The sequence below is a fragment of the Marinobacter sp. Arc7-DN-1 genome (genome assembly GCF_003441595.1).
In the GTDB taxonomy this organism is placed as follows: domain Bacteria; phylum Pseudomonadota; class Gammaproteobacteria; order Pseudomonadales; family Oleiphilaceae; genus Marinobacter; species Marinobacter metalliresistant.
The window spans coordinates 2,682,658-2,708,468 of sequence record NZ_CP031848.1; the positions used below are offsets into that span (position 1 = coordinate 2,682,658).

Annotated in this window: 22 protein-coding genes, 2 pseudogenes and 1 riboswitch; of the genes and pseudogenes, 22 read left to right on the forward strand and 2 right to left on the reverse strand. The window is 57.9% G+C overall.

The genetic code is table 11. The features are described from left to right. Nucleotides 1-40: 40 nt before the first annotated feature. The 19 genes and pseudogenes from D0851_RS12590 (at nucleotide 41) to D0851_RS12680 (ending at nucleotide 19,947) form a co-directional block, all read left to right on the forward strand. Nucleotides 41-1,339: an MFS transporter gene (locus D0851_RS12590; RefSeq protein ID WP_117620395.1), complete on the forward strand. Its 1,299-nt coding sequence runs from the start codon at nucleotides 41-43 to the stop codon at nucleotides 1,337-1,339. 351 nt (nucleotides 1,340-1,690) lie between these two features. After that, a complete protein-coding gene (gene mnmG, locus D0851_RS12595) occupies nucleotides 1,691-3,577 on the forward strand; it encodes a tRNA uridine-5-carboxymethylaminomethyl(34) synthesis enzyme MnmG (RefSeq protein WP_117618953.1) in 1,887 nt (628 codons plus the stop codon). A 9-nt stretch (nucleotides 3,578-3,586) separates the two neighbouring features. After that, the gene (gene rsmG, locus D0851_RS12600; RefSeq protein WP_117618954.1) at nucleotides 3,587-4,294 is read left to right on the forward strand and encodes a 16S rRNA (guanine(527)-N(7))-methyltransferase RsmG; all 708 of its coding nucleotides are present in this window, start codon (nucleotides 3,587-3,589) and stop codon (nucleotides 4,292-4,294) included. Beyond that, nucleotides 4,282-5,076 carry a ParA family protein gene (locus tag D0851_RS12605; protein WP_117618955.1) on the forward strand — a complete coding sequence of 265 codons (795 nt, stop codon included), beginning with the start codon at nucleotides 4,282-4,284 and terminating at the stop codon, nucleotides 5,074-5,076. The genes rsmG and D0851_RS12605 overlap by 13 nt, the downstream gene beginning before the upstream one ends. 60 nt (nucleotides 5,077-5,136) lie before the next feature. After that, complete coding sequence (locus tag D0851_RS12610; RefSeq protein ID WP_117620396.1) at nucleotides 5,137-6,012, forward strand: ParB/RepB/Spo0J family partition protein; 876 nt, start codon at nucleotides 5,137-5,139, stop codon at nucleotides 6,010-6,012. Nucleotides 6,013-6,284: 272 nt separating this feature from the next. Then, the gene (locus D0851_RS12615; RefSeq protein WP_117618956.1) at nucleotides 6,285-6,683 is read left to right on the forward strand and encodes a F0F1 ATP synthase subunit I; all 399 of its coding nucleotides are present in this window, start codon (nucleotides 6,285-6,287) and stop codon (nucleotides 6,681-6,683) included. Nucleotides 6,684-6,702: 19 nt separating this feature from the next. Next, nucleotides 6,703-7,575, forward strand: coding sequence for a F0F1 ATP synthase subunit A (gene atpB / locus D0851_RS12620; RefSeq protein WP_117618957.1), 873 nt, complete (start codon nucleotides 6,703-6,705; stop codon nucleotides 7,573-7,575). An 82-nt stretch (nucleotides 7,576-7,657) separates the two neighbouring features. After that, nucleotides 7,658-7,915, forward strand: a complete 258-nt coding sequence (atpE, locus tag D0851_RS12625; protein WP_012138088.1) for a F0F1 ATP synthase subunit C — start codon at nucleotides 7,658-7,660, stop codon at nucleotides 7,913-7,915. A gap of 68 nt (nucleotides 7,916-7,983) precedes the next feature. Then, nucleotides 7,984-8,454: a F0F1 ATP synthase subunit B gene (locus tag D0851_RS12630; RefSeq protein WP_205422201.1), complete on the forward strand. Its 471-nt coding sequence runs from the start codon at nucleotides 7,984-7,986 to the stop codon at nucleotides 8,452-8,454. Between the two features lie 15 nt (nucleotides 8,455-8,469). After that, a complete protein-coding gene (locus tag D0851_RS12635) occupies nucleotides 8,470-9,006 on the forward strand; it encodes a F0F1 ATP synthase subunit delta (protein ID WP_117618959.1) in 537 nt (178 codons plus the stop codon). Between the two features lie 28 nt (nucleotides 9,007-9,034). Next, a complete protein-coding gene (atpA, locus tag D0851_RS12640) occupies nucleotides 9,035-10,579 on the forward strand; it encodes a F0F1 ATP synthase subunit alpha (RefSeq protein WP_117618960.1) in 1,545 nt (514 codons plus the stop codon). Nucleotides 10,580-10,654: 75 nt separating this feature from the next. Further along, the gene (atpG, locus tag D0851_RS12645) at nucleotides 10,655-11,518 is read left to right on the forward strand and encodes a F0F1 ATP synthase subunit gamma (RefSeq protein WP_117618961.1); all 864 of its coding nucleotides are present in this window, start codon (nucleotides 10,655-10,657) and stop codon (nucleotides 11,516-11,518) included. A 55-nt stretch (nucleotides 11,519-11,573) separates the two neighbouring features. Then, complete coding sequence (atpD, locus tag D0851_RS12650) at nucleotides 11,574-12,968, forward strand: F0F1 ATP synthase subunit beta (protein WP_117618962.1); 1,395 nt, start codon at nucleotides 11,574-11,576, stop codon at nucleotides 12,966-12,968. A 47-nt stretch (nucleotides 12,969-13,015) separates the two neighbouring features. Then, the gene (locus D0851_RS12655) at nucleotides 13,016-13,438 is read left to right on the forward strand and encodes a F0F1 ATP synthase subunit epsilon (RefSeq protein ID WP_117618963.1); all 423 of its coding nucleotides are present in this window, start codon (nucleotides 13,016-13,018) and stop codon (nucleotides 13,436-13,438) included. Between the two features lie 149 nt (nucleotides 13,439-13,587). Further along, nucleotides 13,588-14,952 (forward strand): bifunctional UDP-N-acetylglucosamine diphosphorylase/glucosamine-1-phosphate N-acetyltransferase GlmU, encoded by a 1,365-nt coding sequence (glmU, locus tag D0851_RS12660; RefSeq protein ID WP_117618964.1) that lies wholly within the window; start codon nucleotides 13,588-13,590, stop codon nucleotides 14,950-14,952. A 30-nt stretch (nucleotides 14,953-14,982) separates the two neighbouring features. Further along, complete coding sequence (glmS, locus tag D0851_RS12665) at nucleotides 14,983-16,815, forward strand: glutamine--fructose-6-phosphate transaminase (isomerizing) (protein WP_117618965.1); 1,833 nt, start codon at nucleotides 14,983-14,985, stop codon at nucleotides 16,813-16,815. 195 nt (nucleotides 16,816-17,010) lie between these two features. Beyond that, nucleotides 17,011-17,241: pseudogene (locus D0851_RS12670) on the forward strand (acyl-CoA dehydrogenase family protein); the annotation flags it as partial. A gap of 271 nt (nucleotides 17,242-17,512) precedes the next feature. Then, on the forward strand, nucleotides 17,513-19,018 hold the full coding sequence (nhaB, locus tag D0851_RS12675; RefSeq protein ID WP_117620397.1) for a sodium/proton antiporter NhaB: 1,506 nt from the start codon (nucleotides 17,513-17,515) through the stop codon (nucleotides 19,016-19,018). 92 nt (nucleotides 19,019-19,110) lie between these two features. After that, nucleotides 19,111-19,947 (forward strand): substrate-binding periplasmic protein, encoded by an 837-nt coding sequence (locus tag D0851_RS12680; protein WP_117618966.1) that lies wholly within the window; start codon nucleotides 19,111-19,113, stop codon nucleotides 19,945-19,947. Between the two features lie 23 nt (nucleotides 19,948-19,970). Here the strand turns inward: D0851_RS12680 and D0851_RS12685 are convergent, their stop codons facing one another. Then, nucleotides 19,971-20,591: a DUF3047 domain-containing protein gene (locus D0851_RS12685; RefSeq protein WP_264756487.1), complete on the reverse strand. Its 621-nt coding sequence runs from the start codon at nucleotides 20,589-20,591 to the stop codon at nucleotides 19,971-19,973. 227 nt (nucleotides 20,592-20,818) lie between these two features. Next, nucleotides 20,819-21,028, forward strand: a riboswitch (cobalamin riboswitch). A 141-nt stretch (nucleotides 21,029-21,169) separates the two neighbouring features. On the opposite strand from D0851_RS12685, the gene D0851_RS12690 reads away from it, so the two are divergent. Together D0851_RS12690 and D0851_RS12695 are read left to right on the forward strand one after the other, a co-directional pair. Continuing rightward, nucleotides 21,170-23,935, forward strand: a complete 2,766-nt coding sequence (locus D0851_RS12690) for a ribonucleoside-diphosphate reductase subunit alpha (protein WP_117618967.1) — start codon at nucleotides 21,170-21,172, stop codon at nucleotides 23,933-23,935. A 104-nt stretch (nucleotides 23,936-24,039) separates the two neighbouring features. Then, nucleotides 24,040-25,098 carry a ribonucleotide-diphosphate reductase subunit beta gene (locus tag D0851_RS12695; RefSeq protein WP_117618968.1) on the forward strand — a complete coding sequence of 353 codons (1,059 nt, stop codon included), beginning with the start codon at nucleotides 24,040-24,042 and terminating at the stop codon, nucleotides 25,096-25,098. Between the two features lie 30 nt (nucleotides 25,099-25,128). Here D0851_RS12695 and D0851_RS12700 read toward each other — a convergent pair. Further along, nucleotides 25,129-25,278: pseudogene (locus tag D0851_RS12700) on the reverse strand (tyrosine-type recombinase/integrase); the annotation flags it as partial. A gap of 73 nt (nucleotides 25,279-25,351) precedes the next feature. On the opposite strand from D0851_RS12700, the gene D0851_RS12705 reads away from it, so the two are divergent. Next, a complete protein-coding gene (locus D0851_RS12705; RefSeq protein WP_227539293.1) occupies nucleotides 25,352-25,729 on the forward strand; it encodes a YkvA family protein in 378 nt (125 codons plus the stop codon). The last annotated feature ends 82 nt before the right edge of the window (nucleotides 25,730-25,811 follow it).

Below are 25,811 nucleotides of genomic sequence, written 5' to 3' on the forward strand. Positions count from 1 at the left end.
GGGCGCCGGCCTTGCAAGCTGCACCAAAACAGGATTCTTCATGGCAACACACAGTCAGTTCCGTTTGCTCGGTCAGCGCCGGTTTCTGCCGTTCTACCTGACCCAGTTCTCCGGTGCCTTCAACGACAACCTGTACAAGAACGCCCTGTTGCTGCTGATTACCTACAGCGCCGGCGACCTGATGGGCCTGTCGGTGAATGTCGTGGTCAATCTCGCGGCCTTCCTGTTCATACTGCCGTTCTTCCTGTTCTCCGGTATCGCCGGGGAAATGGCGGATCGCTATGAAAAAGCCCGGATCATCCGGAATGTGAAACTGGCGGAAATTGTGATCATGTCGGTTGCGGCACTCGGGCTCTGGTTTGGATGGTACGAACTGCTGCTGGTCCTGCTGTTCCTGATGGGCGCCCAGTCCACGTTTTTCGGCCCGGTAAAATACGCCATCCTGCCCCAGGTACTGGCAGACGACGAACTGGTGGGTGGCAACGGTCTGGTGGGCATGGGCACCTTCGTGGCGATCCTGCTGGGCACCATTGCCGCGGGCCTGCTGATGGGTTTTGAGACTGCCGCCAGGCTGACGGCGATTGCCGTGGTGGTGATGGCGGTGTTGGGGTACCTGGCGGCGCGCCAGGTTCCGGCAACCGGGCCCGACGTTTCCGGCATTACGGTTCGCTTCCGGCCGGTGCTGGAAACCCGGAATCTGATGATCGTGGCGGCGGAGCGACGTCAGGTTCTGCTGGCGGTACTGGCGATTTCCTGGTTCTGGTTTCTTGGCGCCGCCTACCTGACCCAGTTTCCCAACTTTGCCCGCACCAGTCTGCTGGGCGATGAAACGGTGGTGACGCTGCTGCTGGCCATGTTCACTATCGGTATCGCCATCGGTTCCATGCTGTGCGAACGGCTCACCAAACACCGGATTACCCTGGCCCCCGTGCCCTGGGGCGCCCTTGGCCTGAGTCTGCTGGGGATTGATCTGTTCTTCGCGGTGCCGGACGATCCGGTTGCCTCCACCTGGTGGACCCTGGTGACCGACCCGGTTTACCTGAGAGTCCTGCTGGATCTGGCCGGCATCGGGGTATGCGGCGGTCTGTTCATCGTGCCCCTGTATGCCTTTATCCAGCATGAAACCCCGCGAACCAAACGCGCCCGGATCATCGCTGCACTGAATGTGATCAACGCCCTGTTCATGGTGGTGAGTGCCCTGGCCGGGATTGTAGTCCTTGGCCTGCTTGAAGTGAGCATTCCGGGCTTTTTCCTGTTGTTGTCAGTGCTGAACGGGGTGGTTCTGGTGGTGGTATGGCAGCTGCGGCGCAAAACCGCGGCTCATTCTGTGGATAATTAGTTGGACAACCTACGGACAAACTCTGGATTACCTGTATGTATATTAATTAAAACAATAGGTTAAGGTGTTATTTTGGGTGGTTGACAAGTAGCCTTGCATGTGGATAACTTTCTTGAAAACTTTTCTGAGAAGAGCAATCCAAGCCTATGAAAAGCCGGAAATTTCGGTTTTCCACTACCCACTGAATCGTGAAAAAAGCGGTTTCCGGCCCCCTGTGACAACCAGCCGGCTTTCAATGGCGATTTTATCTGGTTAAAATTTGCACATTCCGACTGCATTTTCCCAGGTGAGGCGTTATACTCGCCGCCCTGTTTTTATACCTTTTTTTCAGCCCGATTTCCGAGGTGAACTGTGGATTTTCCGACCCGTTTCGATGTCATTGTCATTGGTGGTGGCCATGCCGGTACCGAAGCCGCGCTGGCGGCTGCACGCATGGGTTGCCAAACCCTGCTGCTGACCCACAACATTGAGACCCTGGGCCAGATGTCCTGCAACCCGGCCATCGGTGGTATCGGCAAGAGCCATCTGGTGAAGGAAATCGACGCGCTGGGCGGCGCCATGGCAGAAGCCACGGACCAGGCTGGCATTCAGTTCCGGGTGCTGAACAGCCGCAAGGGACCGGCGGTCCGTGCCACCCGCGCCCAGGCGGACCGGGTACTGTACAAGGCGGCCATCCGCCATACCCTGGAGAGCCAGCCGAACCTGACCCTGTTCCAGCAGGCGGCGGACGACCTGATTGTGGAAAACGATCAGGTGACCGGTGTCGTCACTCAGACGGGCATCCGATTTAACGCGAAGACAGTGGTCTTGACCACCGGGACCTTCCTCGGCGGGGTTATCCACATCGGTATGCAACACCATGCCGGCGGCCGTGCCGGCGATGCCCCGGCTAACGCCCTGGCCAAACGCCTGCGGGAACTGCCGTTCAATGTCGGCCGCCTGAAAACCGGCACACCGCCGCGGATTGATGCCCGGTCTGTGGATTTCTCGGTGATGCAGGAGCAGTGGGGTGATGACCCGGCTCCGGTGATGTCGTTTATCGGCAGCCGCAGTCAGCATCCGGAACAGGTCTGCTGTTACGTCACCCGCACGACTGAAGAAACCCACGACATCATTCGCAGCGGTTTTGACCGTTCGCCGATGTTTGCCGGCAGCATTGAAGGTGTGGGCCCTCGCTACTGCCCCTCCATCGAGGACAAGGTGAACCGCTTTGCCGACAAGGATTCGCATCAGATTTTTGTGGAACCGGAAGGGCTGACCACCAACGAGCTGTACCCGAATGGCATTTCCACCAGCCTGCCGTTTGATATCCAGCTGGCGGCGGTGCGTTCGATTCCGGGGTTCGAGAAGGCCCACATAACCCGGCCGGGTTATGCCATCGAATACGATTACCTGAACCCCCAGGACCTGCGACACACCCTGGAAACCAAGTTCATCCAGGGTCTGTATTTCGCCGGCCAGATCAACGGCACCACCGGCTATGAAGAAGCCGGTGCCCAGGGTCTGCTGGCGGGGATCAACGCCGCCCTGCGGTCCCAGGACAAAGACGAGTGGTACCCGCGCCGGGATGAAGCCTATCTGGGCGTGCTGGTGGATGACCTGATCACCATGGGCACCTCCGAGCCCTACCGCATGTTCACCAGCCGTGCCGAGTACCGGCTGATCCTGCGGGAAGACAACGCCGATCTGCGCCTGACCGAAACCGGCCGCAAGCTGGGCCTGGTGAACGATGAACGCTGGCAGAAATTCAATGGCAAGCGTGAGGCCATTGCCACCGAGCGCAGCCGTCTCGAAGCCACCCGGATTCATCCGAACACCGAAGCCGGTGCGCGGGCCAACGGCTTTCTCAAGCAGCCGATGACCCGGGATCAGTCCCTGGCGGAGCTGCTGCGTCGCCCGGAAATCGTTTACAGCCACATTGCCGAGATTGGTGCTGAGCAGGCAGAAGACCCGGTGGTGGCGGATCAGGTGGAAATCGAGATCAAGTACGAAGGCTATATCTCCCGCCAGACCGATGAGATCGAGCGTTTACGCCGGAACGAAAACACCGCCCTGCCGGTGGATCTGGACTATGACGTGATTGGCGGCTTGTCCAACGAGATCAGGCAGAAACTCCAGACCGTTCGTCCGGAAACCGTGGCCCAGGCCTCCCGCATCCAGGGCGTGACCCCGGCGGCGGTGAGCCAGATCCTGGTGCATCTGAAAAAGCGCGACCTGCTGCGCAAGCAGTCCGCCTGATCCGTGGCCATGACCAACACGCTCTGGCAGGGTCAGCTCCGGGACGGGCTGGCGGCAATGGATCTCTCCCTGAACGACGGCCAACAGCAACAGCTGCTGGCCTTTCTTGGCCTGCTCAACAAATGGAACCGGGCCTACAACCTCACTGCGGTTCGTGATGAGCGGGAAATGGTGTCCCGGCAGCTGCTGGACAGCCTGAGCATCCTGCCCTGGGTAAACACGGACCATTTGCTGGATGTGGGTGCTGGCGGCGGCCTGCCCGGAATTCCCCTGGCCATCGCCCTGCCCGCAAAGCGGTTTACCCTGCTGGACAGCAACGGCAAGAAAACCCGGTTCCTTAATCAGTGTGTGCTGGAGCTGGGCCTGGATAACGTCGAGGTGATTCACGGCCGGGCGGAAGATTGTAGCCCTGACGAACCGTTTACCCGGATCAGCAGCCGCGCCTTCACCGCGCTGGAGAATCTGGTGAACTGGTGCGGCGATTTGCTGGCAAATGAGGGTGAGTTCCTTGCCATGAAAGGTCAGTTTCCGGATGATGAAGTGGCGGCCCTTCCGGCTGGCTGGCAGGTAAGATCCAGCCATTCCCTGGATGTCCCCGGCGCCGACGGCGAACGCCATCTGTTGGTGATCGCCCGGGCAGAGAATTGGCGAAAGTTCGGCAGTCGAGTTTCTGAACCGGTAACCCATAAACAAGGAGGCAAGACATGGCGCGCGTGATTGCAGTGACCAATCAGAAAGGCGGTGTGGGCAAAACCACCACCTGCGTCAACCTTGCCGCCTCCCTGGCCGCCACCAAACGCCGGGTGTTGCTGGTGGATATGGATCCCCAGGGCAATGCCACCATGGGCAGCGGTGTGGATAAGAACGCCCTGGAACGGTCCGGTTACGACATGCTGACCAAACGGGCCAGCGCCGCCGAAGTCATCATTCCTGCAGAAGCTTCCGGCTTCGATATCCTGCCGGCCAACGGCGATCTCACTGCTGCCGAAGTGGAACTGATGAACGAAATCGGCCGAGAGCACCGTCTGCGCCTTGCCCTCAATACCGTTCGCGACAACTACGATTACATCCTGATCGATTGCCCGCCCTCGCTCAGTCTGCTGACGGTGAATGCCCTGTCCGCTGCGGATGCGGTACTGATTCCGATGCAGTGTGAGTACTACGCGCTGGAAGGCCTGGCCGCGCTGATGAACACCGTCGACCAGATCCAGGAGACCGTGAACCCGAATCTCGAGGTGGAGGGTATCCTTCGGACCATGTACGATCCGCGGAACAGCCTGACCCTGGATGTGTCCGGCCAGCTCAGCGAGTACTTCGGCGACAAGGTCTACCGTGCGGTGATTCCCCGCAATGTCCGCCTTGCCGAGGCGCCAAGCTACGGCATGCCGGCGCTGAAATACGACCGGGCCTCCAAGGGTGCCATCGCCTATCTGGCCCTGGCCGGCGAGATGGTACGCCGCCATGGCTCGAAAAAGACATCCGCGCCGGTTGCGGTGTAACATACCGCCCTGTCACTCACTGAAGCACAACGATTTTCAACGGGAAGAATGACTGACACCATGGCGGCTAAGAAACGAGGATTGGGTGAACGCGGACTGGGCGCCCTGCTGGCGGGCTCCAGGGTCAATCTGGACCAGGAGCTGAAAGACCACGACGGTGAGCTCCGCGAAGTCCCTGTCGACCTGATCCAGCGTGGCCGCTTCCAGCCCCGGCGCGATATGGATCCGGCCGCCCTGCAGGAACTGGCCGATTCCATTCGTCAGCAAGGGGTGATGCAGCCGGTGGTGGTTCGCCCCATCGCCGAAGGCCGCTATGAACTGATTGCCGGAGAGCGTCGCTGGCGAGCCACCCAGATGGCCGGTCTGGACAGCATCCCCGCCATCGTCCGGTATGTTCCGGACGAAGCCGCCATCGCCATGGCGCTGATCGAGAACATCCAGCGCGAAAACCTCAATCCCATTGAAGAAGCCTTTGCCCTGCAGCGTTTGCAGGACGAGTTCGGCCTGACCCAGGCCCAGGTTGCCGAAGCCGTCGGCAAATCCCGGACCACCATTACCAACCTGCTGCGCCTGATCGGGCTCTCCGAAGATGTCCGTATCATGCTGGAGCATGGCGATCTGGAGATGGGCCACGGCCGGGCGATGCTGACCCTGGCGCCGGAATTGCAGATGCAGGTGGCGAAACAGGTGGTGGCGAAATCCCTGTCCGTTCGCCAGACCGAAGCCCTGGTGCGCCGGGTCCAGCAGGAAACGCCGGACAGTAAATCCCGGAAAAAAGGCGCGCTGGATCCCAACATTCGGGCGTTGCAGGATGATCTGGCCGAACGGCTTGGAGCCCGAGTGTCCATTGACCATGGCCAGCGTGGCAAAGGCAAGCTGGTGATCGAATACAGTTCCCTGGACGAACTCGACGGCATTCTGGGCCACATCAAATAAAATCGTTGGGCTTTTGTGGGTCTTCCGACCCCCCTACGAAAGTTCGTATCTGGTTATGTACACAACATGTAGTGGTGAAAAACTGAACGGCCGTCTATTTGTGACGAAAATTGCCAAAACCCAGTTATTACGCCACTTCTGACGGGCCAGCTGGCACCGGGTTTTGTTGATTCGTGCACATTGAACACATATAATCTGCGGCGCTCGTATCGGTGTATTTGCTTACTTTTTAAACTGCACCGGGCGAAAAGCACCGTACTTTCGGGACAAACATGACGAAGGCAGCTTCGGGGGGTATCGGCCGCCCGCCCATCGCACGATGGTTTGTAATAGAAAGTGTGATACTTGCCGTCGTCAGCCTGGCGTTTCTCTTGCGAGGCCAGGTGGCCGGTTATTCTGCGCTGCTGGGCGGACTTATCTTTCTGATCCCCCATGGTTATTTTGCGTTCAAGGCATTCCGCTACGCCGGCGCGCGGTCTGCCAGAAAGATCATGAGCTCTTTTTACCAGGGTGAGGCCGGCAAGCTCATCCTGTGCGCCATCCTTTTCACGATGGTGTTCAAATGGATTCAGCCGCTCGACGTAGCGGCACTTTTTCTAACATTTGCGATCATGCTGGTCACCAACTGGTTGACACCGCTTCTGGCGGGCAGCAATACGCAGCAAAGCTAACTGGACCTGGGAAACCGTTATGGCAGGAAATGCATCCGAATATATCCAGCATCACCTCCAGAACCTGACGTATGGCAAGCTGCCTGCGGGTTATGAACGTGCCGACGGCACGGTACTGCAGGAAGCGCAGTGGACTATGGCCCACAATGCGGCTGAAGCATCCGATATGGGGTTCATGGCACTGCACGTCGATTCCCTCGGCTGGTCCGTCGCCCTGGGTGCGATTTTCCTGTTCATTTTCCGTCTGGCGGCCAAACGCGCCACATCCGGTCAGCCCGGTGGGCTGCAGAACTTCGTTGAAGTCATGATCGAGTTTGTCGATAACAGTGTTAAGGAAACCTTCCACGGCAAGAACAAGGTCATCGCGCCGCTGGCACTGACCATTTTTTGCTGGGTGTTCCTGATGAACCTCATGGATCTGGTGCCGGTGGATTTCCTGCCCCAGCTGTTCCACCTGATGGGTCTGGAATACATGAAGGTGGTTCCGACCACAGACGTGAACGTGACTCTGGGCATGTCCCTGTCCGTATTCGCGCTGATCATCTACTACAGCCTGAAGGTGAAGGGCGTGGGTGGCTTCCTCGGTGAGCTGACCCTCCACCCCTTCTCTTCCGACAACCTGTTCCTGAAGATCCTGCTGGTGCCGGTAAACTTCCTGCTTGAGGGCGTGAGCCTGATCGCCAAGCCGATCTCACTGGCTCTGCGTCTGTTCGGTAACCTGTATGCCGGCGAGCTGATCTTTATCCTGATTGCACTGCTGCCGCTCTGGGCGCAGTGGACACTGTCTGTACCCTGGGCGATCTTCCACATTCTGGTTATCACCCTGCAGGCATTCATCTTTATGATGTTGACGATCGTGTACCTGAGCATGGCTCATGAGGACAGTCACTGATCGGACACCATTAAGCCGTAGTTCTAAACCCTAAACCCTAAACCCTTAAACTGAAAAACCTAACTGAAAACTGGGAGTTATCATGGAAACTGTAGTTGGAATGACCGCTATTGCCGTTGCACTGCTGATTGGCCTGGGTGCCCTGGGTACTGCGATTGGCTTTGGTATCCTCGGTGGCAAGTTCCTGGAAGGCGCTGCGCGCCAGCCGGAAATGACCCCGATGCTGCAGGTTAAAATGTTCATCGTTGCAGGTCTGCTGGACGCCGTAACCATGATCGGTGTTGGTATCGCTCTGTTCTTCACTTTCGCCAACCCGTTTGTCGGCCAGATCGCCGGTTAATCGAGTCGCCAGCCGGGGGCTACACTCCGGTCAGATGATTCTTAACAAAACAGGCGAGAGGTGAAGACGTGAACATTAATTTGACGATGATTGGTCAAGCCATCGCGTTCTTTATCTTTGTCGTCTTCTGCATGAAATATGTGTGGCCGCCTATCATGGCCGCACTGCAGGAGCGTCAAAAGAAGATCGCTGACGGACTGGCTGCCTCAGACCGCGCTTCGCGCGATCTGGAACTGGCTCAGGAAAAGTCAGCTCAGGAACTGCGTGAAGCCAAGCAGCAAGCTGCTGGTCTGATTGAACAGGCCAACAAGCGTGCGGCCCAGATTGTGGAAGCCTCCAAGGATGACGCCCGCAAGGAAGGCCAGAAGTTGGTTGAGCAGGCCAAGGCCGAAATTGAGCAGGAGCGGAATCAGGCCCGTGACGCGCTGCGTGCAGAAGTTGCCGCTATTGCTGTCGCCGGTGCTGAGAAGATCCTGGAAACCTCTGTCGATGCCTCCAAGCACAACGAGATGTTGGACAAACTGGCGGCAGAACTTTAAACGACGAGGTTCATCATGGCAGAACTGAGAACGCTGGCCCGTCCATACGCAAAGGCAGCATTTTCTGCCGCTCAGGAGCATAAGCAGCTGGCTGAGTGGTCACAGGTGCTGACGGTTGCCGGACAGGTCACCGCGAACAAAGACATTCGACAGCTTCTCGCGAATCCGGGTCTCGAAGAGCAGAAGAAGGCGGAGTTGATTCTGGAGGTCGCCGAAGAAGGCGTCACCGAACAGGTCCGGAACTTTTTCGCTGTACTGGCTGAAAACCGCCGGCTGACTCTTCTTCCTGAGATTGCAGCGCTCTTCAACATGTACCGGGCTGATCTGGAGCGCACTGTTGATATCGAAGTTACCGCGGCTTTCGAGCTGACGGACGAACAGCAACAGAAGCTCGCCCAGGCACTCTCGAAGAAACTCGAGCGGCAAGTGTCACTCGCAGCGTCACTGGACAAGTCTCTGATTGGCGGCGTGATTATTCGCACCGGTGATCTGGTCATTGACGCTTCTGTACGCGGAAAGCTGACCAAGCTGGCCGACGCTCTGGGCTCCTGATTTCAGCACAAGGTTTGAGGATATTGGCATGCAGCAACTGAATCCATCCGAGATCAGTGACATCATCAAGAAGAGAATCGAGAAACTCGACATCTCTTCCGAAGCAAAGAACGAAGGTACGATCCTGTCGGTTTCCGACGGTATCGTGCTGATCCACGGTCTTGCCGACGTTATGTACGGTGAGATGATTGAATTTGCCAACGGCACCTTCGGTATGGCTCTGAACCTGGAGCGTGATTCCGTTGGTGCGGTTGTGCTGGGCGACTACGAAGATCTGGCCGAAGGCCAGAAAGTTCGTTGCACCGGCCGCATCCTGGAAGTACCGGTTGGTCCGGAACTGATGGGCCGCGTTGTCGACTCTCTGGGTAACCCGATTGACGGCAAGGGCGACCTCGGTACCGACCTGACCTCTCCGGTTGAAAAGGTGGCACCGGGCGTTATCGCACGTCAGTCCGTTGACGAGCCGGTCCAGACCGGTCTGAAAGCAATCGACACCATGGTGCCGATCGGCCGCGGCCAGCGTGAGCTGATCATCGGTGACCGCCAGATCGGTAAGACCGCGGTGGCCATCGACGCGATCATCAACCAGAAAGACACCGGCATCAAGTGTATCTACGTTGCCGTTGGCCAGAAGCAGTCTTCCATCGCCGCGGTTGTGCGCAAGCTGGAAGAGCACGGTGCCATGGACCACACCATCGTGGTTGCCGCCGGCGCCGCGGATCCTGCAGCGATGCAGTTCCTGGCTCCGTACTCCGGTACGTCCATGGGTGAATACTTCCGTGACCGTGGCGAAGACGCCCTGATCATCTATGATGATCTGTCCAAGCAGGCCGTGGCTTATCGCCAGATTTCCCTGCTGCTGCGTCGTCCGCCAGGCCGTGAAGCCTACCCGGGTGACGTATTCTACCTGCACTCGCGTCTGCTGGAGCGTGCGTCCCGTGTTAACGCGGATTACGTTGAGCAACTGACCAACGGTGAAGTGAAAGGCAAAACCGGTTCCCTGACCGCTCTGCCGATCATCGAAACCCAGGCCGGTGACGTTTCCGCGTTCGTACCGACCAACGTAATCTCCATTACCGACGGCCAGATCTTCCTGGAAACCAACCTGTTCAACTCCGGTATCCGTCCGGCGATGAACGCCGGTATCTCCGTATCCCGGGTAGGTGGTTCCGCCCAGACCAAGATCATGAAGAAGCTTGGCGGTAACATCCGTCTGGCCCTGGCCCAGTATCGTGAACTGGCCGCTTTCGCCCAGTTTGCTTCCGATCTTGACGAAGCAACACGGCAGCAGCTTGAGCACGGTCAGCGGGTAACGGAACTCATGAAACAGAACCAGTACAGCCCGATGTCCGTGGCTGAAATGGGTACGGTTCTGTTTGCAGCCAACGAAGGCTTCCTGGACGACGTTGATGTCGACAAGGTAGTGAAGTTTGAAGCGCAGATGCTCGACTGGATGCGCTCCGAGCAGAAAGACCTCCTCGACAAGATCAACGAGAAAGGCGATTACAACGACGAAATCGCTGCCGGCCTCAAAGCTGCACTTGAGAAATTCAAGACCACTCAGAGCTGGTAAGAAAACGGGCCTGCGGCGTGTGTCGCGGGCCGCTTTTCATAGCAACGAGTGTCTAACTTGAGAAGGCAGTGAGTTATGGCCGTCGGCAAAGAAATACGTAACCAGATTTCAAGCATCAAGAGCACGCAGAAAATCACCAGCGCCATGGAAATGGTGGCTGCGAGTAAGATGCGCAAGGCTCAGGAACGCATGCAGGCGACTCGCCCGTATGCCGACAAGATGCGTCAGGTGATCGGGCACATTGCCAAGGCGAACGCTCAGTACAAGCACCCGTTCATGCTCGAGCGCGACGTTAAGCGCGTGGGCTATATCGTGGTGTCAACTGATCGTGGCCTCTGCGGTGGTCTGAACATCAACCTGTTCAAAGCGCTTGTCCGTGAAATGAAAGCGTGGAAAGAAAAAGGAGTGGAAACCGATCTGTGCGCCATCGGGCAGAAAGGGGCTTCCTTTTTCCGGAGCTATGGCGGTAATGTCATTGCGGCATTGACCCACCTGGGTGACAGCCCGAGCTCTGAAAAACTCATCGGCAACGTCAAGGTCATGCTGGATTCGTTCTCCGAGGGCAAGATTGATCGCCTGTACGTGGTGAGCAACGAATTCGTCAACACCATGACCCAAAGCCCGAAGGTACAGCAGCTTCTGCCCCTGCCTCCGAGCGAAGACGAAGAAGAGATCAAGAACCAGTGGGATTATCTCTACGAGCCCGATGCCAGGCAGATCCTCGATGGCCTTCTGCCACGTTTTATTGAATCCCAGGTGTACCAGGGTGTGGTAGAAAATCTGGCATGTGAACAGGCAGCCCGGATGATCGCCATGAAGAGCGCAACTGATAACGCCGGTAGCATTATCGACGAACTTCAGCTGGCTTATAACAAGGCGCGTCAGGCAGCCATTACCCAAGAGATATCGGAGATTGTGAGCGGCGCCGCTTCGGTCTGATCCGGCCCACAATCCAACTGGTTTTATTGACTATCAAGATAACGAGGAACCGAGCATGAGTAGCGGACAAATCGTTCAGATCATTGGCGCGGTTATCGACGTGGAATTCCCACGTGACTCCGTACCCAAAGTATATGACGCACTGCTGCTTGAAGGTGGCGAAACAACTCTGGAAGTCCAGCAGCAGCTGGGTGACGGCATTGTACGTACCATCGCCATGGGCAGCACCGAAGGCCTGAAGCGTGGCCTGAAAGCAGAAAACACCGGTAAGGCAATCTCGGTACCGGTCGGTACCAAGACCCTTGGTCGTATTATGGATGTTCTGGGTCGTCCCATTGACGAAGCCGGCGAGATCGGCGAAGACGAACGCTGGGCCATTCACCGCAAGGCACCGAGCTATGCAGACCAGGCCGCTTCGGCTGACCTGCTGGAAACCGGTATCAAGGTTATCGATCTGATCTGCCCGTTCGCCAAGGGTGGTAAGGTTGGCCTGTTCGGTGGTGCCGGTGTTGGTAAAACCGTAAACATGATGGAGCTGATCAACAACATCGCGAAAGAGCACTCCGGTCTCTCCGTATTCGCGGGTGTGGGTGAGCGGACCCGGGAAGGTAACGACTTCTATTATGAAATGAAGGAGTCTAACGTTCTCGACAAGGTTGCCATGGTCTACGGTCAGATGAACGAGCCTCCCGGAAACCGTCTGCGTGTGGCCCTGACCGGTCTGACCATCGCTGAGAAGTTCCGTGACGAAGGTCGTGACGTACTGTTGTTCGTTGACAACATCTACCGTTACACCCTGGCCGGTACCGAGGTATCGGCACTGCTGGGCCGTATGCCTTCCGCGGTAGGTTATCAGCCGACGCTGGCCCAGGAAATGGGTGAGCTGCAGGAACGGATTACCTCCACCAAGAACGGCTCTATCACCTCTATCCAGGCGGTCTACGTACCGGCGGATGACCTGACGGACCCGTCGCCTGCGACCACCTTCTCGCACCTCGATGCGACCGTGGTACTGAGCCGTGACATCGCTTCAAAGGGTATCTACCCGGCGATCGATCCCCTGGATTCCACCTCCCGTCAGCTGGATCCGCTGGTGATCGGCCAGGAGCATTACGAAGTGGCCCGTGGCGTGCAGACAAACCTGCAGCGCTACAAGGAGCTGAAAGACATCATCGCCATCCTGGGTATGGACGAACTGTCAGAAGAAGACAAGCTGACCGTTGCCCGTGCCCGTAAGATCGAGCGTTTTCTGTCCCAGCCGTTCCACGTTGCTGAAGTCTTCACCGGTTCGCCTGGTAAGTACGTTTCCCTCAAGGAAACCATCAGCAGCTTTAAGGGCATCCTGAATGGCGACTATGACGAATTGCCCGAGCAGGCGTTCTACATGGTTGGTACTATTGAGGAAGCGGTCGAGAAAGCGAAGGAAATGAAGAGCAAGGCAAAGAGTTAATCTGAGCCGAAGCACTTGTTTCCGGATCGATCAAAGAGGCAACTGACATGGGTATGACCGTGCATTGTGATGTGGTAAGTGCCGAAACAAAGATCTATTCCGGATTGGTTGAAATGCTGATCGCTGCGGGCTCTGAAGGTGACCTGGGTATTGCCCCGGGTCACACCCCGCTGCTGACCGAGCTGAAGCCGGGTCCCATTCGGATCATCAAGCAGGGCGGTGAAGAAGAGATTCTTTACGTGTCCGGCGGATATCTGGAGGTCCAGCCCAATCTGGTCACTTTGTTGGCGGATACTGCGGTTCGTGCAAAGGATGTGGACGAAGCAGCCGCACTTGAGGCTCAGAAAGAAGCCGAGAAAGCACTTGCCAACAAGACCGGTGAATTCGAGTACTCCCGTGCCGCTGCAGAGCTGGCCGAGGCTGTTGCCCAGCTTCGCACCATCCAGCAGCTGCGTAACAAAATGCGCTAAGCATTTCTGTTTCGGGTGTGCCGAACACCGAAGCCGCATCCTGAGCGGCTGGAAGACCAACGCCCGGCGTTGGGCCTCCGGTCCCGAGGGGTGCGGTTTTTTTATTTTCCGATTCAAGACATTCCATACACCGGGAGCCTGACCATTCCATGAGCCCGTTACACGTTGTCATTCTGGCCGCTGGCCAGGGTTCCAGAATGAAATCCGCCCTGCCCAAGGTTCTCCACCCGGTGGCCGGTCGCCCCATGCTTCATCATGTGATTGCCACGGCCAAACAGCTGGGCGCCGAAAAGATTCACACTGTGATCGGGCATGGTGCCGACAGGGTTAGGGAAACCACCACCGGGGCCTCGGTGAACTGGGTGACCCAGAGTGAGCAGCTGGGTACCGGCCACGCCGTTGCCCAGGCCCTGCCCGATCTTCCGGACGAGGCCAGGGTTCTGGTGCTTTATGGCGATGTCCCGCTTACCCGTCACGATACCCTGGACGCACTGGTTGGCACCCTGGATGACAACACCCTTGGGCTTCTGACGGTGACCATGGACAATCCCCATGGTTACGGCCGCATTGTCCGCGATGCCAATGGCGCGGTGCAGTCCATCGTGGAGCAGAAAGACGCTTCGCCGGAACAGCAACAGATCCGCGAGGTCAACACAGGCATTCTTGCGGTTTCGGCGAAGCATCTGAAAACCTGGCTGCCGGCGCTGTCCAACAGCAATGCCCAGGGCGAGTACTACCTGACCGATATTATTGCCATGGCGGTGGAGCAGGGCCTGAACGTTTCGGTTTCCCAGCCCAAGGACCCCTACGAGGTACAGGGCGTCAACAACCGCCTTCAGCTGGCTGAACTCGAGCGCTGGTTCCAGCGTAGGGAGGCAGACCGGTTGATGGCCGAAGGCGCCACTTTGGCTGATCCGGCGCGGGTTGATGTGCGCGGAGAGCTGACCATCGGCAACGATCTGTGGATTGATGTGAATGTGGTTTTTGAGGGCAGGGTCACATTGGGCAGCAACGTGTCGATCGGGCCCGGCTGTGTGATCAAGGATGCCACCATCGCTGAGGGCGCTGAAATCAGGGCCAACAGCGTGATTGAAGGTGCTACGATCGGTGCCAACGCCCAGGTCGGGCCATTTGCCCGTATTCGTCCCGGCACTGAACTGGCCGCCAACACCAAGGTGGGAAATTTCGTTGAAACCAAAAAGGCCGTGGTCGGCGAGGGCAGCAAGATCAACCACTTGAGCTACGTGGGCGATGCCTCACTGGGCCGTAATGTGAATGTGGGTGCAGGAACCATCACCTGTAATTATGATGGTGTGAACAAGTACCGGACCGTGATCGGTGACGGCGTTTTTGTGGGTTCCAATACCTCCCTGGTAGCGCCGGTGACGGTCGCGGCAGACGCCACCATCGGAGCCGGGTCCACCATTACCCGGGATGTGGCGGACAGCGAACTGGCCGTGGCCCGTGGCCGCCAGCGGAATATCTCCGGCTGGGAAAAGCCGAAGAAACACTGACTCAAACGATCAACAGACAGGTAGAACAGTATGTGTGGAATTGTAGGCGCGGTTTCGGAACGGGACGTTCAGGGCATCCTTCTTGAGGGTCTGCGCCGCCTGGAATACCGGGGATACGACTCCGCCGGTATGGCCGTGATCGGTGGTGACCACGGCGTCCAGCGCGCTCGGGAAGTGGGCAAGGTCGCCTCACTGGCAGACGCCATGAAAGCCAACCCCCTCGCGGGCCATCTGGGCATTGCCCACACCCGCTGGGCCACCCATGGCGAGCCGTCCCAGCTCAATGCCCACCCGCACATGTCGGGTGACCGCCTGGCCATCGTCCATAACGGCATTATCGAGAACTATCAGGAACTTCGCGAAGAGCTGCGTGCCGAGGGTTTTGAGTTCACCTCGCAAACCGATACCGAAGTGATCGCGCACCTGATCGAAAAGAACTACCGTTCCCTGGGTAACCTCCAGGACTCGGTCCGGGCGGCCATCGCTCGCCTCCGCGGCGCCTATGCCCTGGCAGTGGTCCACGGGGATGAGCCTGATCATCTCGTGGTATGCCGCGAAGGCAGTCCCCTGGTGATCGGTGTCGGTATCGGCGAGAACTTTATTGCCTCCGATCAGCTGGCTCTGCTGCCGGTCACCGACCGGTTCATGTTCCTCGAAGAGGGGGACATTGCTGATATCCGCAAGGATGGTAGTGCCATCCTTGATCGGGACGGGCAGAGCGTGGAGCGGGAGATTACCCGATTCGAGCACGGCGCCGATTCCGCCGACAAGGGCGAATACCGCCACTTCATGCTCAAGGAAATCTACGAGCAGCCCAGGGTCATCAAGGCCACCATGGAAGGCCGGGTAACCAACACCCGGGTACTGGAACAGGCCCTGGGTACCGATGCGGCGAATCTGCTCGAAAACGTTCGTCATGTCCAGATCATTGCCTGCGGCACCAGCTACCACGCCGGAATGGTGGCCCGCTACTGGATTGAGGAGTTGGCCGGCGTGCCCTGCTCTGTAGAGGTGGCTTCCGAGTTCCGCTACCGCAAGCATGTGATCCAGCAGGACACCCTGTTCCTGTGCATTTCCCAGTCCGGTGAGACCGCCGACACCCTGGCCGCCCTGCGTCAGGCCAAGAAAGCCGGTTTCCGTGCCGCCCTGGCGATCTGCAACGTACCCGGCAGTTCCCTGGTGCGGGAATCGGACCTGGTGATCATGACCCAGGCCGGGCCGGAAATCGGCGTTGCCTCCACCAAGGCCTTCACCACCCAGCTGACGGCATTGCTGATCTTTACCCTGGCACTGGCCCGCCACAACGGCCTGCCTGAAGACCAGGAGACAGAGATCGTGGAGGCGATCCACCTGCTGCCCGGCCAGGTGAGTGATGTGCTGGCCCTGGATGGCGAGATTGCCGAGATGTCCAAGGCGTTTATGGACAAACACCACAGCCTTTTCCTGGGTCGTGGTTCCCAGTTCCCGGTTGCCCTGGAAGGTGCCCTGAAGCTGAAGGAAATTTCCTACATCCACGCCGAGGCCTACCCGGCCGGTGAGCTCAAGCATGGCCCCCTGGCTCTGGTAGACAGTGAGATGCCGGTCGTCACCGTAGCGCCGAACAACGACCTGGTGGAAAAGCTCAAATCCAACCTGGAAGAAGTCCGCGCCCGGGGTGGTGAGTTATTCGTGTTTGCCGATAAAAAGGCGGACGTGAAGCCGGAAGAGGGCATCCATGTGATGCAGCTTCCTTCAGTGCATCCGATTACTGCCCCGATCGTTTATACGGTTCCGCTGCAGCTGCTGTCCTATCATGTGGCGGTGCTCAAGGGCACGGATGTGGACCAGCCTCGAAATCTGGCCAAAAGTGTGACGGTAGAATAAACCGCCATTGGTCAGGCAAGAGGAGCCAACTCCCGACGCGTCAGTCGGGCAGATCCGCGGCCTCCTCAGAGCATTCCTTGAGAAGCCTCCCTGTGGAAACATCGTCAAAACACTCGTTTCGGTCTGACTGAGCCGGATCACGGTTCCGATCCGGGCGGTATGATTGCCCGCTATGGTATTTCTTGGGGTGCGTTGGGCGCCGCTGCCGTAGAGATTACCTCGATCATGAAGCGCAACTCCTGTGGCAAGGCTCTGGATGTTGCCCGCCTGGCCCGGGACATGCTCGGTGGCAACGGTATCAGCGATGAATACGGTGTGGCACGTCATCTGGTGAATCTGGAGGTGGTGAACACCTATGAGGGCACCCACGATGTCCATGCCCTGATTCTGGGCCGGGCCCAGACCGGGATCCAGGCGTTCTTCTGACACCAGTTTTGTTATTTTGTTATTTTTTTCGCAAAGCGACCGCATTGCGCCGGGAATCGGTTAAAATGCGGTCGCTCTTATTACTTTAGTTAAGTAATATTACGAAAAAAATCCGTAGTGGTTAGACCCACCTCACCTTCTTGTTGTTATTAAGACCAAATACGGTCAAACAATGTACCTTTGGACCATACCCCGGTACATAAATATCAAGGAAGATGTCGACGCTCTGCCACACAATACCGACAACCCGTTCTCTCAGAAGATTTTCGCAATGCCCACGACTGTTATCTCCGGCTTTACCTACAACTTCCTTGGCAAGGCGCCTGTCTGGTACAAGCAGGTGATCCTGCTGTTTCTCATTGCCAACCCGATTGTGATGTATGTGCTTGGGCCCGGAGCGGCGGGCTGGCTTTTGATTGCCGAGTTCATCTTCACTCTGGCCATGGCCCTGAAGTGCTATCCGCTGTTGCCCGGTGGCCTGCTGGCTGTGGAGGCCCTGCTGATCGGGCTGACTAACCCGGATGCAGTGTATCTGGAGGTGCTGACCAACTTCCCGGTGATCCTGTTGCTGATGTTCATGGTGGCGGGGATCTATTTCATGAAGGAGCTGTTGCTGGTGACCTTCACCCAGATCCTGGTGGGTGTGCGGTCCAAATCGGCGCTGTCGCTGCTGTTTTGCGGTGCGGCCGCGTTGTTGTCGGCTTTTCTGGATGCCTTGACGGTAACCGCCGTTATTATCTCGGTCGCCGTGGGTTTCTATGCTGTTTATCACAAGGTGGCTTCCGGCAAGGGCTATCAACACGCCGACCACAATGCCAACAGCGACGAAGAAGTGATCGAGCTGCACCGGGAGGACCTGGAAAATTTCCGCGCTTTCCTGCGCAGCCTGCTGATGCATGGTGCCATCGGCACCGCCTTGGGTGGCGTGGCGACCATGGTGGGCGAGCCCCAGAACCTGCTGATCGCGAAAGTGGTGGGCTGGGATTTTGCGACCTTCTTCCTGCGCGTGGCGCCGGTCAGTTTGCCGGTACTGGCGGCGGGTCTGTTCACCTGCTGGGCCCTGGAGAAGCTGCGCTGGTTTGGTTACGGCGGACGGCTGCCAAAACCCGTTCGCCGGGTGCTGGAGGAGTTTGCCGATAACGAGCGCGCCAAACGGACCAAGGCAGACCAGGCCGCCCTGTGGGTTCAGGCCCTGGCCGCGCTGATCCTGGTGGTGGGGCTGGCGTTTCATCTGGCCGAGGTGGGCCTGATTGGCTTGCTGGTGATTATCCTGATTACCTCGTTTACCGGCGTTACCGACGAGCACCAGATCGGCAGGGCGTTCCAGGAATCGCTGCCTTTCACCTCTCTGCTGGTGGTTTTCTTCGCCGTGGTGGCTGTAATTCACGAACAGCACCTGTTCAAGCCGATCATTGATTACGTGCTCTCGTTGCCGGCCAACCAGCAGCCCGGCATGTTCTTCATCGCCAACGGCATTCTCTCGATGATCAGCGATAACGTGTTTGTAGCGACGGTTTACATCAGTGAGGTCAAGCAGGCCCTGGATGCCGGTGCTATCAGCTATGAGCACTTCCAGAAGCTGGCGGTTGCCATCAACACAGGCACCAATCTACCAAGTGTTGCTACACCGAATGGCCAGGCCGCGTTCCTGTTTCTGCTGACATCCGCCATTGCTCCGCTGGTGCGTTTATCCTATGGCAAGATGGTCATCATGGCGTTTCCCTACACACTGGTGATGGGCGGAGTCGGCCTGTACATGGTAATTAACTATATTTGACAATCTTCCCGGTTTTTTTGCGGGCAGTGTCAGTGTAGATTTGGTCGGGTCTGTTAATCTTTGCTTAAACAGACCCGACATTTCCGGATTCCATGCGCAGCAGCTTTTCACTTCACTTGTTTGTCTTCCTGACGCCCGGGCTCTTTCATGTCGCCCGGCTCGTTATCCTGTTGGTAGCCGCTCTGTTATCAACAAGCGCCACCGCCCAGTCTGGCCCGGGCGCAAAAACCCTTCGCGTGGCTTATGTCGAGTTTCCGCCCATTACCTATCAAACCGACGACGGCGCACCGGCAGGCAGCTTCATCGAACTTACCCGTAAAGTGGCGGTTGAGGCGGGCTACAAGCCGGAATTTGTCTACTTGCCGCTGAGTCGCACGTATCTTTACCTGAGCAACGGAAGGATCGATGTCTGGCCCGGTGTGACCGAGGTTCCACGCCTGGTGGACGATGTCCTGGAGAGCTGGGTCAGCCCGTTGGCTGTGCAACTGAGTGCCTGGTACCGTGAAGGCACCCCGGCCCTTGATCATTTTGATCTGCTTCAAGGCAAACGGGTGATCGTGATTGGCGGCTACACCTACGGTGGTCTTTTGGCCTGGCTGGAACAGAACGGTGGCATACGGGTAACCGAAGCGCCGAACCACCGATCGGCCGTTGATATGCTGAAGCGCAAGCGGGGTGACTATCTCCTGGATTACCGGCAACCGGTTCAGGAAATCCTGACAGAGCCTTCGGATAGTGTTATCCGGGAATCGGAAGTGCGCACCCGCAATGCCGCGTGGATTTTCTCGCTTGCACATCCCCGTGCAGCGTTGCTGCGGGACGACTTTGATGATGCCTACCTGCGACTGGTGGAGAAGGGCGAAGTGCCCCCGGTGCGTGAAATTACCGGAGGTTATGTGATACCAGGGTTCCCCGAGGAACTTCGGTAAACGGCCCTTTGCACAGGGATATATCAGGGATTGAGCACGATATCACCGTACCAGGCTGTTGCGGTTTCGCCGGTGTTGTCCGAATCCGACATGATGGCAATGCCCACCACCGGTGGCGGTGCCTCGCCAAAGGCCTTTCGATAATCGGCCATGATATCCCGTTCAATCGTGACCCATTCACCGACCTGTTTTGAGCCGGAATTGACGGCGACCATCACGGTCTTCTCCGTGTAGGGGTTGGGCACGAACTCACCCTCTGGCAAGGTGTTGGCCCAGATGTAGTTCAGGGCATTGCCCGGTAGGGTTTCTCCGAACAGCACCTCCACGGTTTTGCGTTTGGCACGTTCGAAAAAGCCGGCCTTCTCAGGCTGAAATTCAAAGGCGACATAGATTCGGGCGGGGTAGTCATCCCCCGACTTTTCCCGGGCATCACCCTGTTCAAAAACGTTTGAGACTTTCCAGCGCCATTGCAGAACCAGCGAGTCGGACGGTTCCAGATTCACCCGGGCAATCAGGCCGGAAGCTCCGCCCCTGGTGGTGGCCTTCACCACCTGTTCTCCATCCTCTGTTACCAACTCATAGCGGGTGAGCTGGTCGATTTTGGGAAACTCCAGAGGCTCCCAGCCGTCGTTAAGGGACTGCATTTCAGAAAACGGAGTCAGGATTGCTTCCTGCGCACCGGCCTGGGAAAACGCCAACAAACAAACGAGGCTCAGAGCCCAGGTTTTGCAATACCCGGTTAAATGCATGACGGTTTTCCTCTGCTCAGACAGTAAGAAGGCAGACAGATGTTTTACCGGAAAGTGCCTTGTTCTGTAAAAGCTACCTGTATATAGTGTCTCCATCCTTGGCAAAATACCATATGTAGTGACCATCGCATAACCAACATGGTTGGCGCCTGATCAATCCCTACATCCTGGTATCGGGAATCCGGTGAGACTCCGGAACTGACGCGCAGCGGTATTGGGGAACGAGCGTGGCATCACAGACACTGGCGCAAGCCGGGAAGTCGCCACGCAAGGCTGAATCGAACGATTCACGCCCCTGAGTCCGAAGACCTGCCTGGGAGAACACTGCACCTTCGCGTTTCAAGGTGAGCAGATCGGACCCAGGCCAGGCTCGTAGGTCGGATTACGCATTCGCTAATCCTACGGTGCTGCTGCTCAGATCCCCTGCCTACGCGAAGGTTATGGAACTCAACGCGTATTCAGGAGAACAAAGCATGTCCGCCTCTGCCCTGGCCGAACCCCGGTCAACCTCACACGCCGATACCCAATCCCTGCAGGTCATCAAACGCAACGGCACCCTCGTTGGCTTTGATCTGTCCAAGATCAGCGTCGCCGTCACCAAGGCGTTTCTGGCCGTGGAAGGGGACAAAGCCGCCGGTTCTGCCCGTATTAACGATGCTGTGCACCGGGTCACCGAACAGGTTATCCACGCCATTGGCCGGCGCCTGAAAGCCGGCGGTAAAGTGCACATCGAAGACATCCAGGACCAGGTGGAACTGGCCCTGATGCGGGCCGAGGAACAGAAAGTGGCCAGGGCGTATGTGCTGTATCGGGAAGAGCACGCCCGCGAGCGTGCCCGCCATGCCCCGGTGGAGGCCCACCCGCACCTGACCGTGAAGAAAACCAGCGGCGAGATCGCCGCCCTCGATCTTGGCCTGATGAAGCTCCAGGTGGAGCAGGCGGCGACCGGGCTCGAAGGCATTGATGGCGATTCCCTGGTGGACGATGCACTCACCAATCTTTATGACGGCATCGCCGAGGAAGACGTACTCTCCGCGCTGATCATGACCGCCCGCAGCCGGATCGAGCAGGAGCCGGATTACAGCGTAGTTACTGCGCGTTTGCTGCTGGAACAGCTGAGACTGGAGAATGCCGCCGCCCTGAACCTGCCCATCAGCCGGCCGCTGGCGGAAATCTACCCGCAGGCACTCTCGGCATTCATTGAGGCCGGTATTCGCTATGAGCTTCTGGACGAAGCGCTGGCGGCCTACGATCTGGAGCGCCTGGGCGCGGCCCTGAAACCGGAGCGGGACCTGCAGTTCGGTTTCCTTGGTTTGCAAACCCTGTACGACCGGTATTTCCTGCACTGGAACAAGGCCCGGCTTGAGCTGCCGCAGGTATTCTTCATGCGGGTGGCCATGGGCCTTGCCCTGCGTGAAGACGATCCGAATGCGCGCGCCATCGAGTTCTACAAGCTGCTGTCCAGTTTCGATTACATGGCTTCCACACCGACGCTGTTCAACAGCGGCACCCGCCATTCCCAGCTGTCTTCCTGCTACCTGACGACTGTCGGCGACGACCTCGAAGACATCTACGGCGCCATCCGCGACAACGCCCTGCTCTCCAAATGGGCCGGCGGTCTGGGCAACGACTGGACACCGGTGCGGGCGCTGGGCGCTCACATCAAGGGCACCAACGGTCAGAGCCAGGGCGTGGTGCCCTTCCTGAAAGTGGTGAACGACACCGCCGTGGCGGTGAACCAGGGCGGCAAGCGCAAGGGCGCGGTGTGCGCCTATCTGGAAAGCTGGCACCTGGACATTGAGGAATTCCTGGAGCTGCGCAAGAACACCGGTGATGAACGCCGCCGCACCCACGATATGAACACCGCCAACTGGGTACCGGACCTGCTGATCGAACGCATGCGCGAAGACCGCGACTGGACGCTGTTCTCCCCCAGCGATGTGTCCGATCTGCACGATCTTTACGGCAATGCTTTCCGTGAACGCTATGAGTATTACGAGGCACTGGCGGAGCAGGGCAAGATCAACCTGTTCAGGAAGACCCCGGCCAAACAACTGTGGCGCAAGATGCTCACTGTGCTGTTCGAGACTGGCCACCCCTGGATCACCTTCAAGGACCCCTGCAACCTGCGTTCACCCCAGCAGCACCGGGGCGTGGTGCATAGCTCCAATCTGTGCACGGAAATCACCCTGAACACCAGCGCTGATGAAATTGCCGTGTGCAATCTGGGCTCGGTGAACCTGGCCGCCCACATCGCCAACGGCGAGCTGGATGTGCAGCGACTGGAGCGCACCGTGACCACCGCCGTGCGCATGCTCGATAACGTCATCGACATCAACTACTACGCCGTACCCCAGGCCCGCAATTCCAACCTCAGGCACCGCCCGGTGGGTCTTGGCCTGATGGGTTTTCAGGACGCGCTCTACCAGCTGGGCCTGCCATACTCCAGCCCCGAGGCAGTGGAGTTTGCCGATGTCGCCATGGAACAGCTCAGCTACTTCGCCATCCGCGCCTCGGCCACGCTGGCGGGTGAGCGCGGCGCTTACGACAGCTATGACGGCTCCCTCTGGCAGCGAGGCATCCTGCCCATCGACTCCATCAGCCTGCTCAAAAACGCACGCAGGGAAGGGGACCTGTCCATTAATACCAATGCCCGGCTGGACTGGACCCCGGTGCGGGAACTGATTGCCCAACACGGTATGCGCAACAGCAACGTCATGGCCATTGCCCCTACGGCGACCATTTCCAACATTGTGGGCGTGTCCCAGTCTATTGAACCTGCGTACCAGAACCTGTTCGTGAAATCGAACCTCTCCGGCGAGTTCACGGTGGTCAATCCCTCACTGGTTCGGGATCTCAAGGCGGAGGGGCTGTGGGACAACGTAATGGTCAACGACCTGAAATACTTCGACGGCTCCGTGCAGCAGATCGACCGTATTCCGGCGGTACTGAAAGCCCGCTACGCCACTGCGTTCGAGCTTGACGCCCGCTGGCTGGTGGAAGCCGCCGCCCGCCGCCAGAAATGGCTGGACCAGGCTCAGAGCCTGAACCTCTACATGGCCGAACCCAGCGGCAAGAAACTGGATGCCCTGTACCAACTGGCCTGGGAACGGGGCCTGAAAACCACCTACTACCTGCGTTCCCTGGGAGCTACCGGCGCCGAAAAAATCGCACCCGTATCCGCGCCACAGCCGCAGGTTTGCAGCATCGATAATCCGGACTGCGAGGCCTGTCAGTAACTGACTTTTTTAGCCACGGACACTCACGGACCCACACGGACGAAAAAACATCTTTGTCTTTGTCCGTGTGGGTCCGTGGCAAATCAAATTAAAAGGAACGAATAATGCTGAACTGGGACGACGAACCAAAAACCGAAACCAGGGCCGCCAATCCAGACGCCCCGGCCCCAGTGAATGTGGACGACAAACGCGTCGTCAACGGCAACACCGACATCAACCAGCTTGCGCCATTCAGGTACCCCTGGGCCTGGGAGTACTTCATGAACGCCAACAAGAACCACTGGACGCCGCTGGACGTCAACATGGCCCAGGACGTCCATGACTACCACCACCGGCTGACCGCGCCGGAAAAGCACGTGTACGAGAACGTGCTGGCCTACCTCACCACCTCCGACATCCTCGCCATGCGCAACATCGGCCTGGCTGTGATGGAAAAGATGAGCGCGCCGGAACTGCAGATCTACCAGGCCCGGCAGGTGTACGAAGAAGCCATGCACACCTGGGCCTACCAGCACTGCATCGAAACCCTGAACCTGGACCAGAGCGAGATCTACAACCGCTACCGGGTGGTGCCCGCCATCAACGGCAAAATCCAAATTGCCAACCGCCGGCTGAACGCCGCCATGCGCCCGGACATGAACCTGCGCAACAAGGATGACCTGGAGGAATTCATCATGTCCTACCTGTTCTTTGCGGCCGTGTTCGAAGGCACCTGGTTCTACAACGGCTTCAGTCCCATCTTCGCCCTCCAGCGCCGCGGCCTCATGCGCGGCACCGGTGAGCAGCTGCAGTACATCCTGCGGGACGAAGCCATGCACTTCTCCTTCGGCTTGAAAGTGGTGAACCAGATTATGGAAGAGGAGAGCATCACCTTCGATCCCAAAGCCGTGCGCGAGATGTGGGATGAGTCAGAAGCGGCGGAAACCGCCTACGCCAACTACATCCTGCGCGACCCCATCCTGGGTTACTCCGCCGAGTACCACAGCGAGCAGTTCCGCTTCGTGGCCAACCGCCGAGCCAGAACCGTGGGCCTGGAAGAGCCGTTCCCCGGCGCGCAAAACGTCTCACCCTGGCTGGATGAACAGGCCACCCTGCGCAAGGAGAAGAACTTCTTCGAGACTCGGGTGATCGAGTACCAGACCGGGGCACAACTGGAGTGGTGAATACGCACTGACCATGAGTTAGCGCAAAGGCTAACCCAGGGGACTGCGCACCCCGGCAAAACCCTGGCCCAGTACATGGGTATAGATTTGCGTGGTGCGCAAGTCCGAATGGCCGAGTAAATCCTGCACCGTGCGGATGTCGTTACCTCGTTTCAGCAATTCGGTAGCGAAGGTATGCCGGTTATGCCGAATTCGGCATAAGCGCCATAATGCCGCATTCCGGATTATGCCGAGTTAGGTGCTTATGGAGTTGATGAGAAAGCTTAAAGAGTCCGCAAGACGCATCAAGCATGATGCGTTGACCGTTTACTTTATTGCGCGGAATCCGGATACACCAATATTCGTAAAGCTTCTCGCACTTGCAATCGCAGCATACGCCTTGAGCCCAATAGACCTAATTCCAGACTTTATACCTGTCCTTGGCTATTTGGATGACGTTATTCTGTTGCCATTAGGCATCATGCTTGTTATCAAGCTGACGCCAGCATTGGTCATAGAGGTAAGCCGGACGAGAGCGGCTGAAGTGGCGGCTCAGCCAGTCAGCAATGGTGCAGCCGCTGTAGTTATTGTTGTATGGCTCTTATGTGCTTGGGCTTTCGGTTACTGGTTACTGGGTATGGTTGGCACCTAACCCCAATAGTTCCAGTTCGTTACGGCCCTGGCGGGCCTCCACCGGACAGCCTTTTCTCCGCTTCGCTACGCAAAGGCTGCCG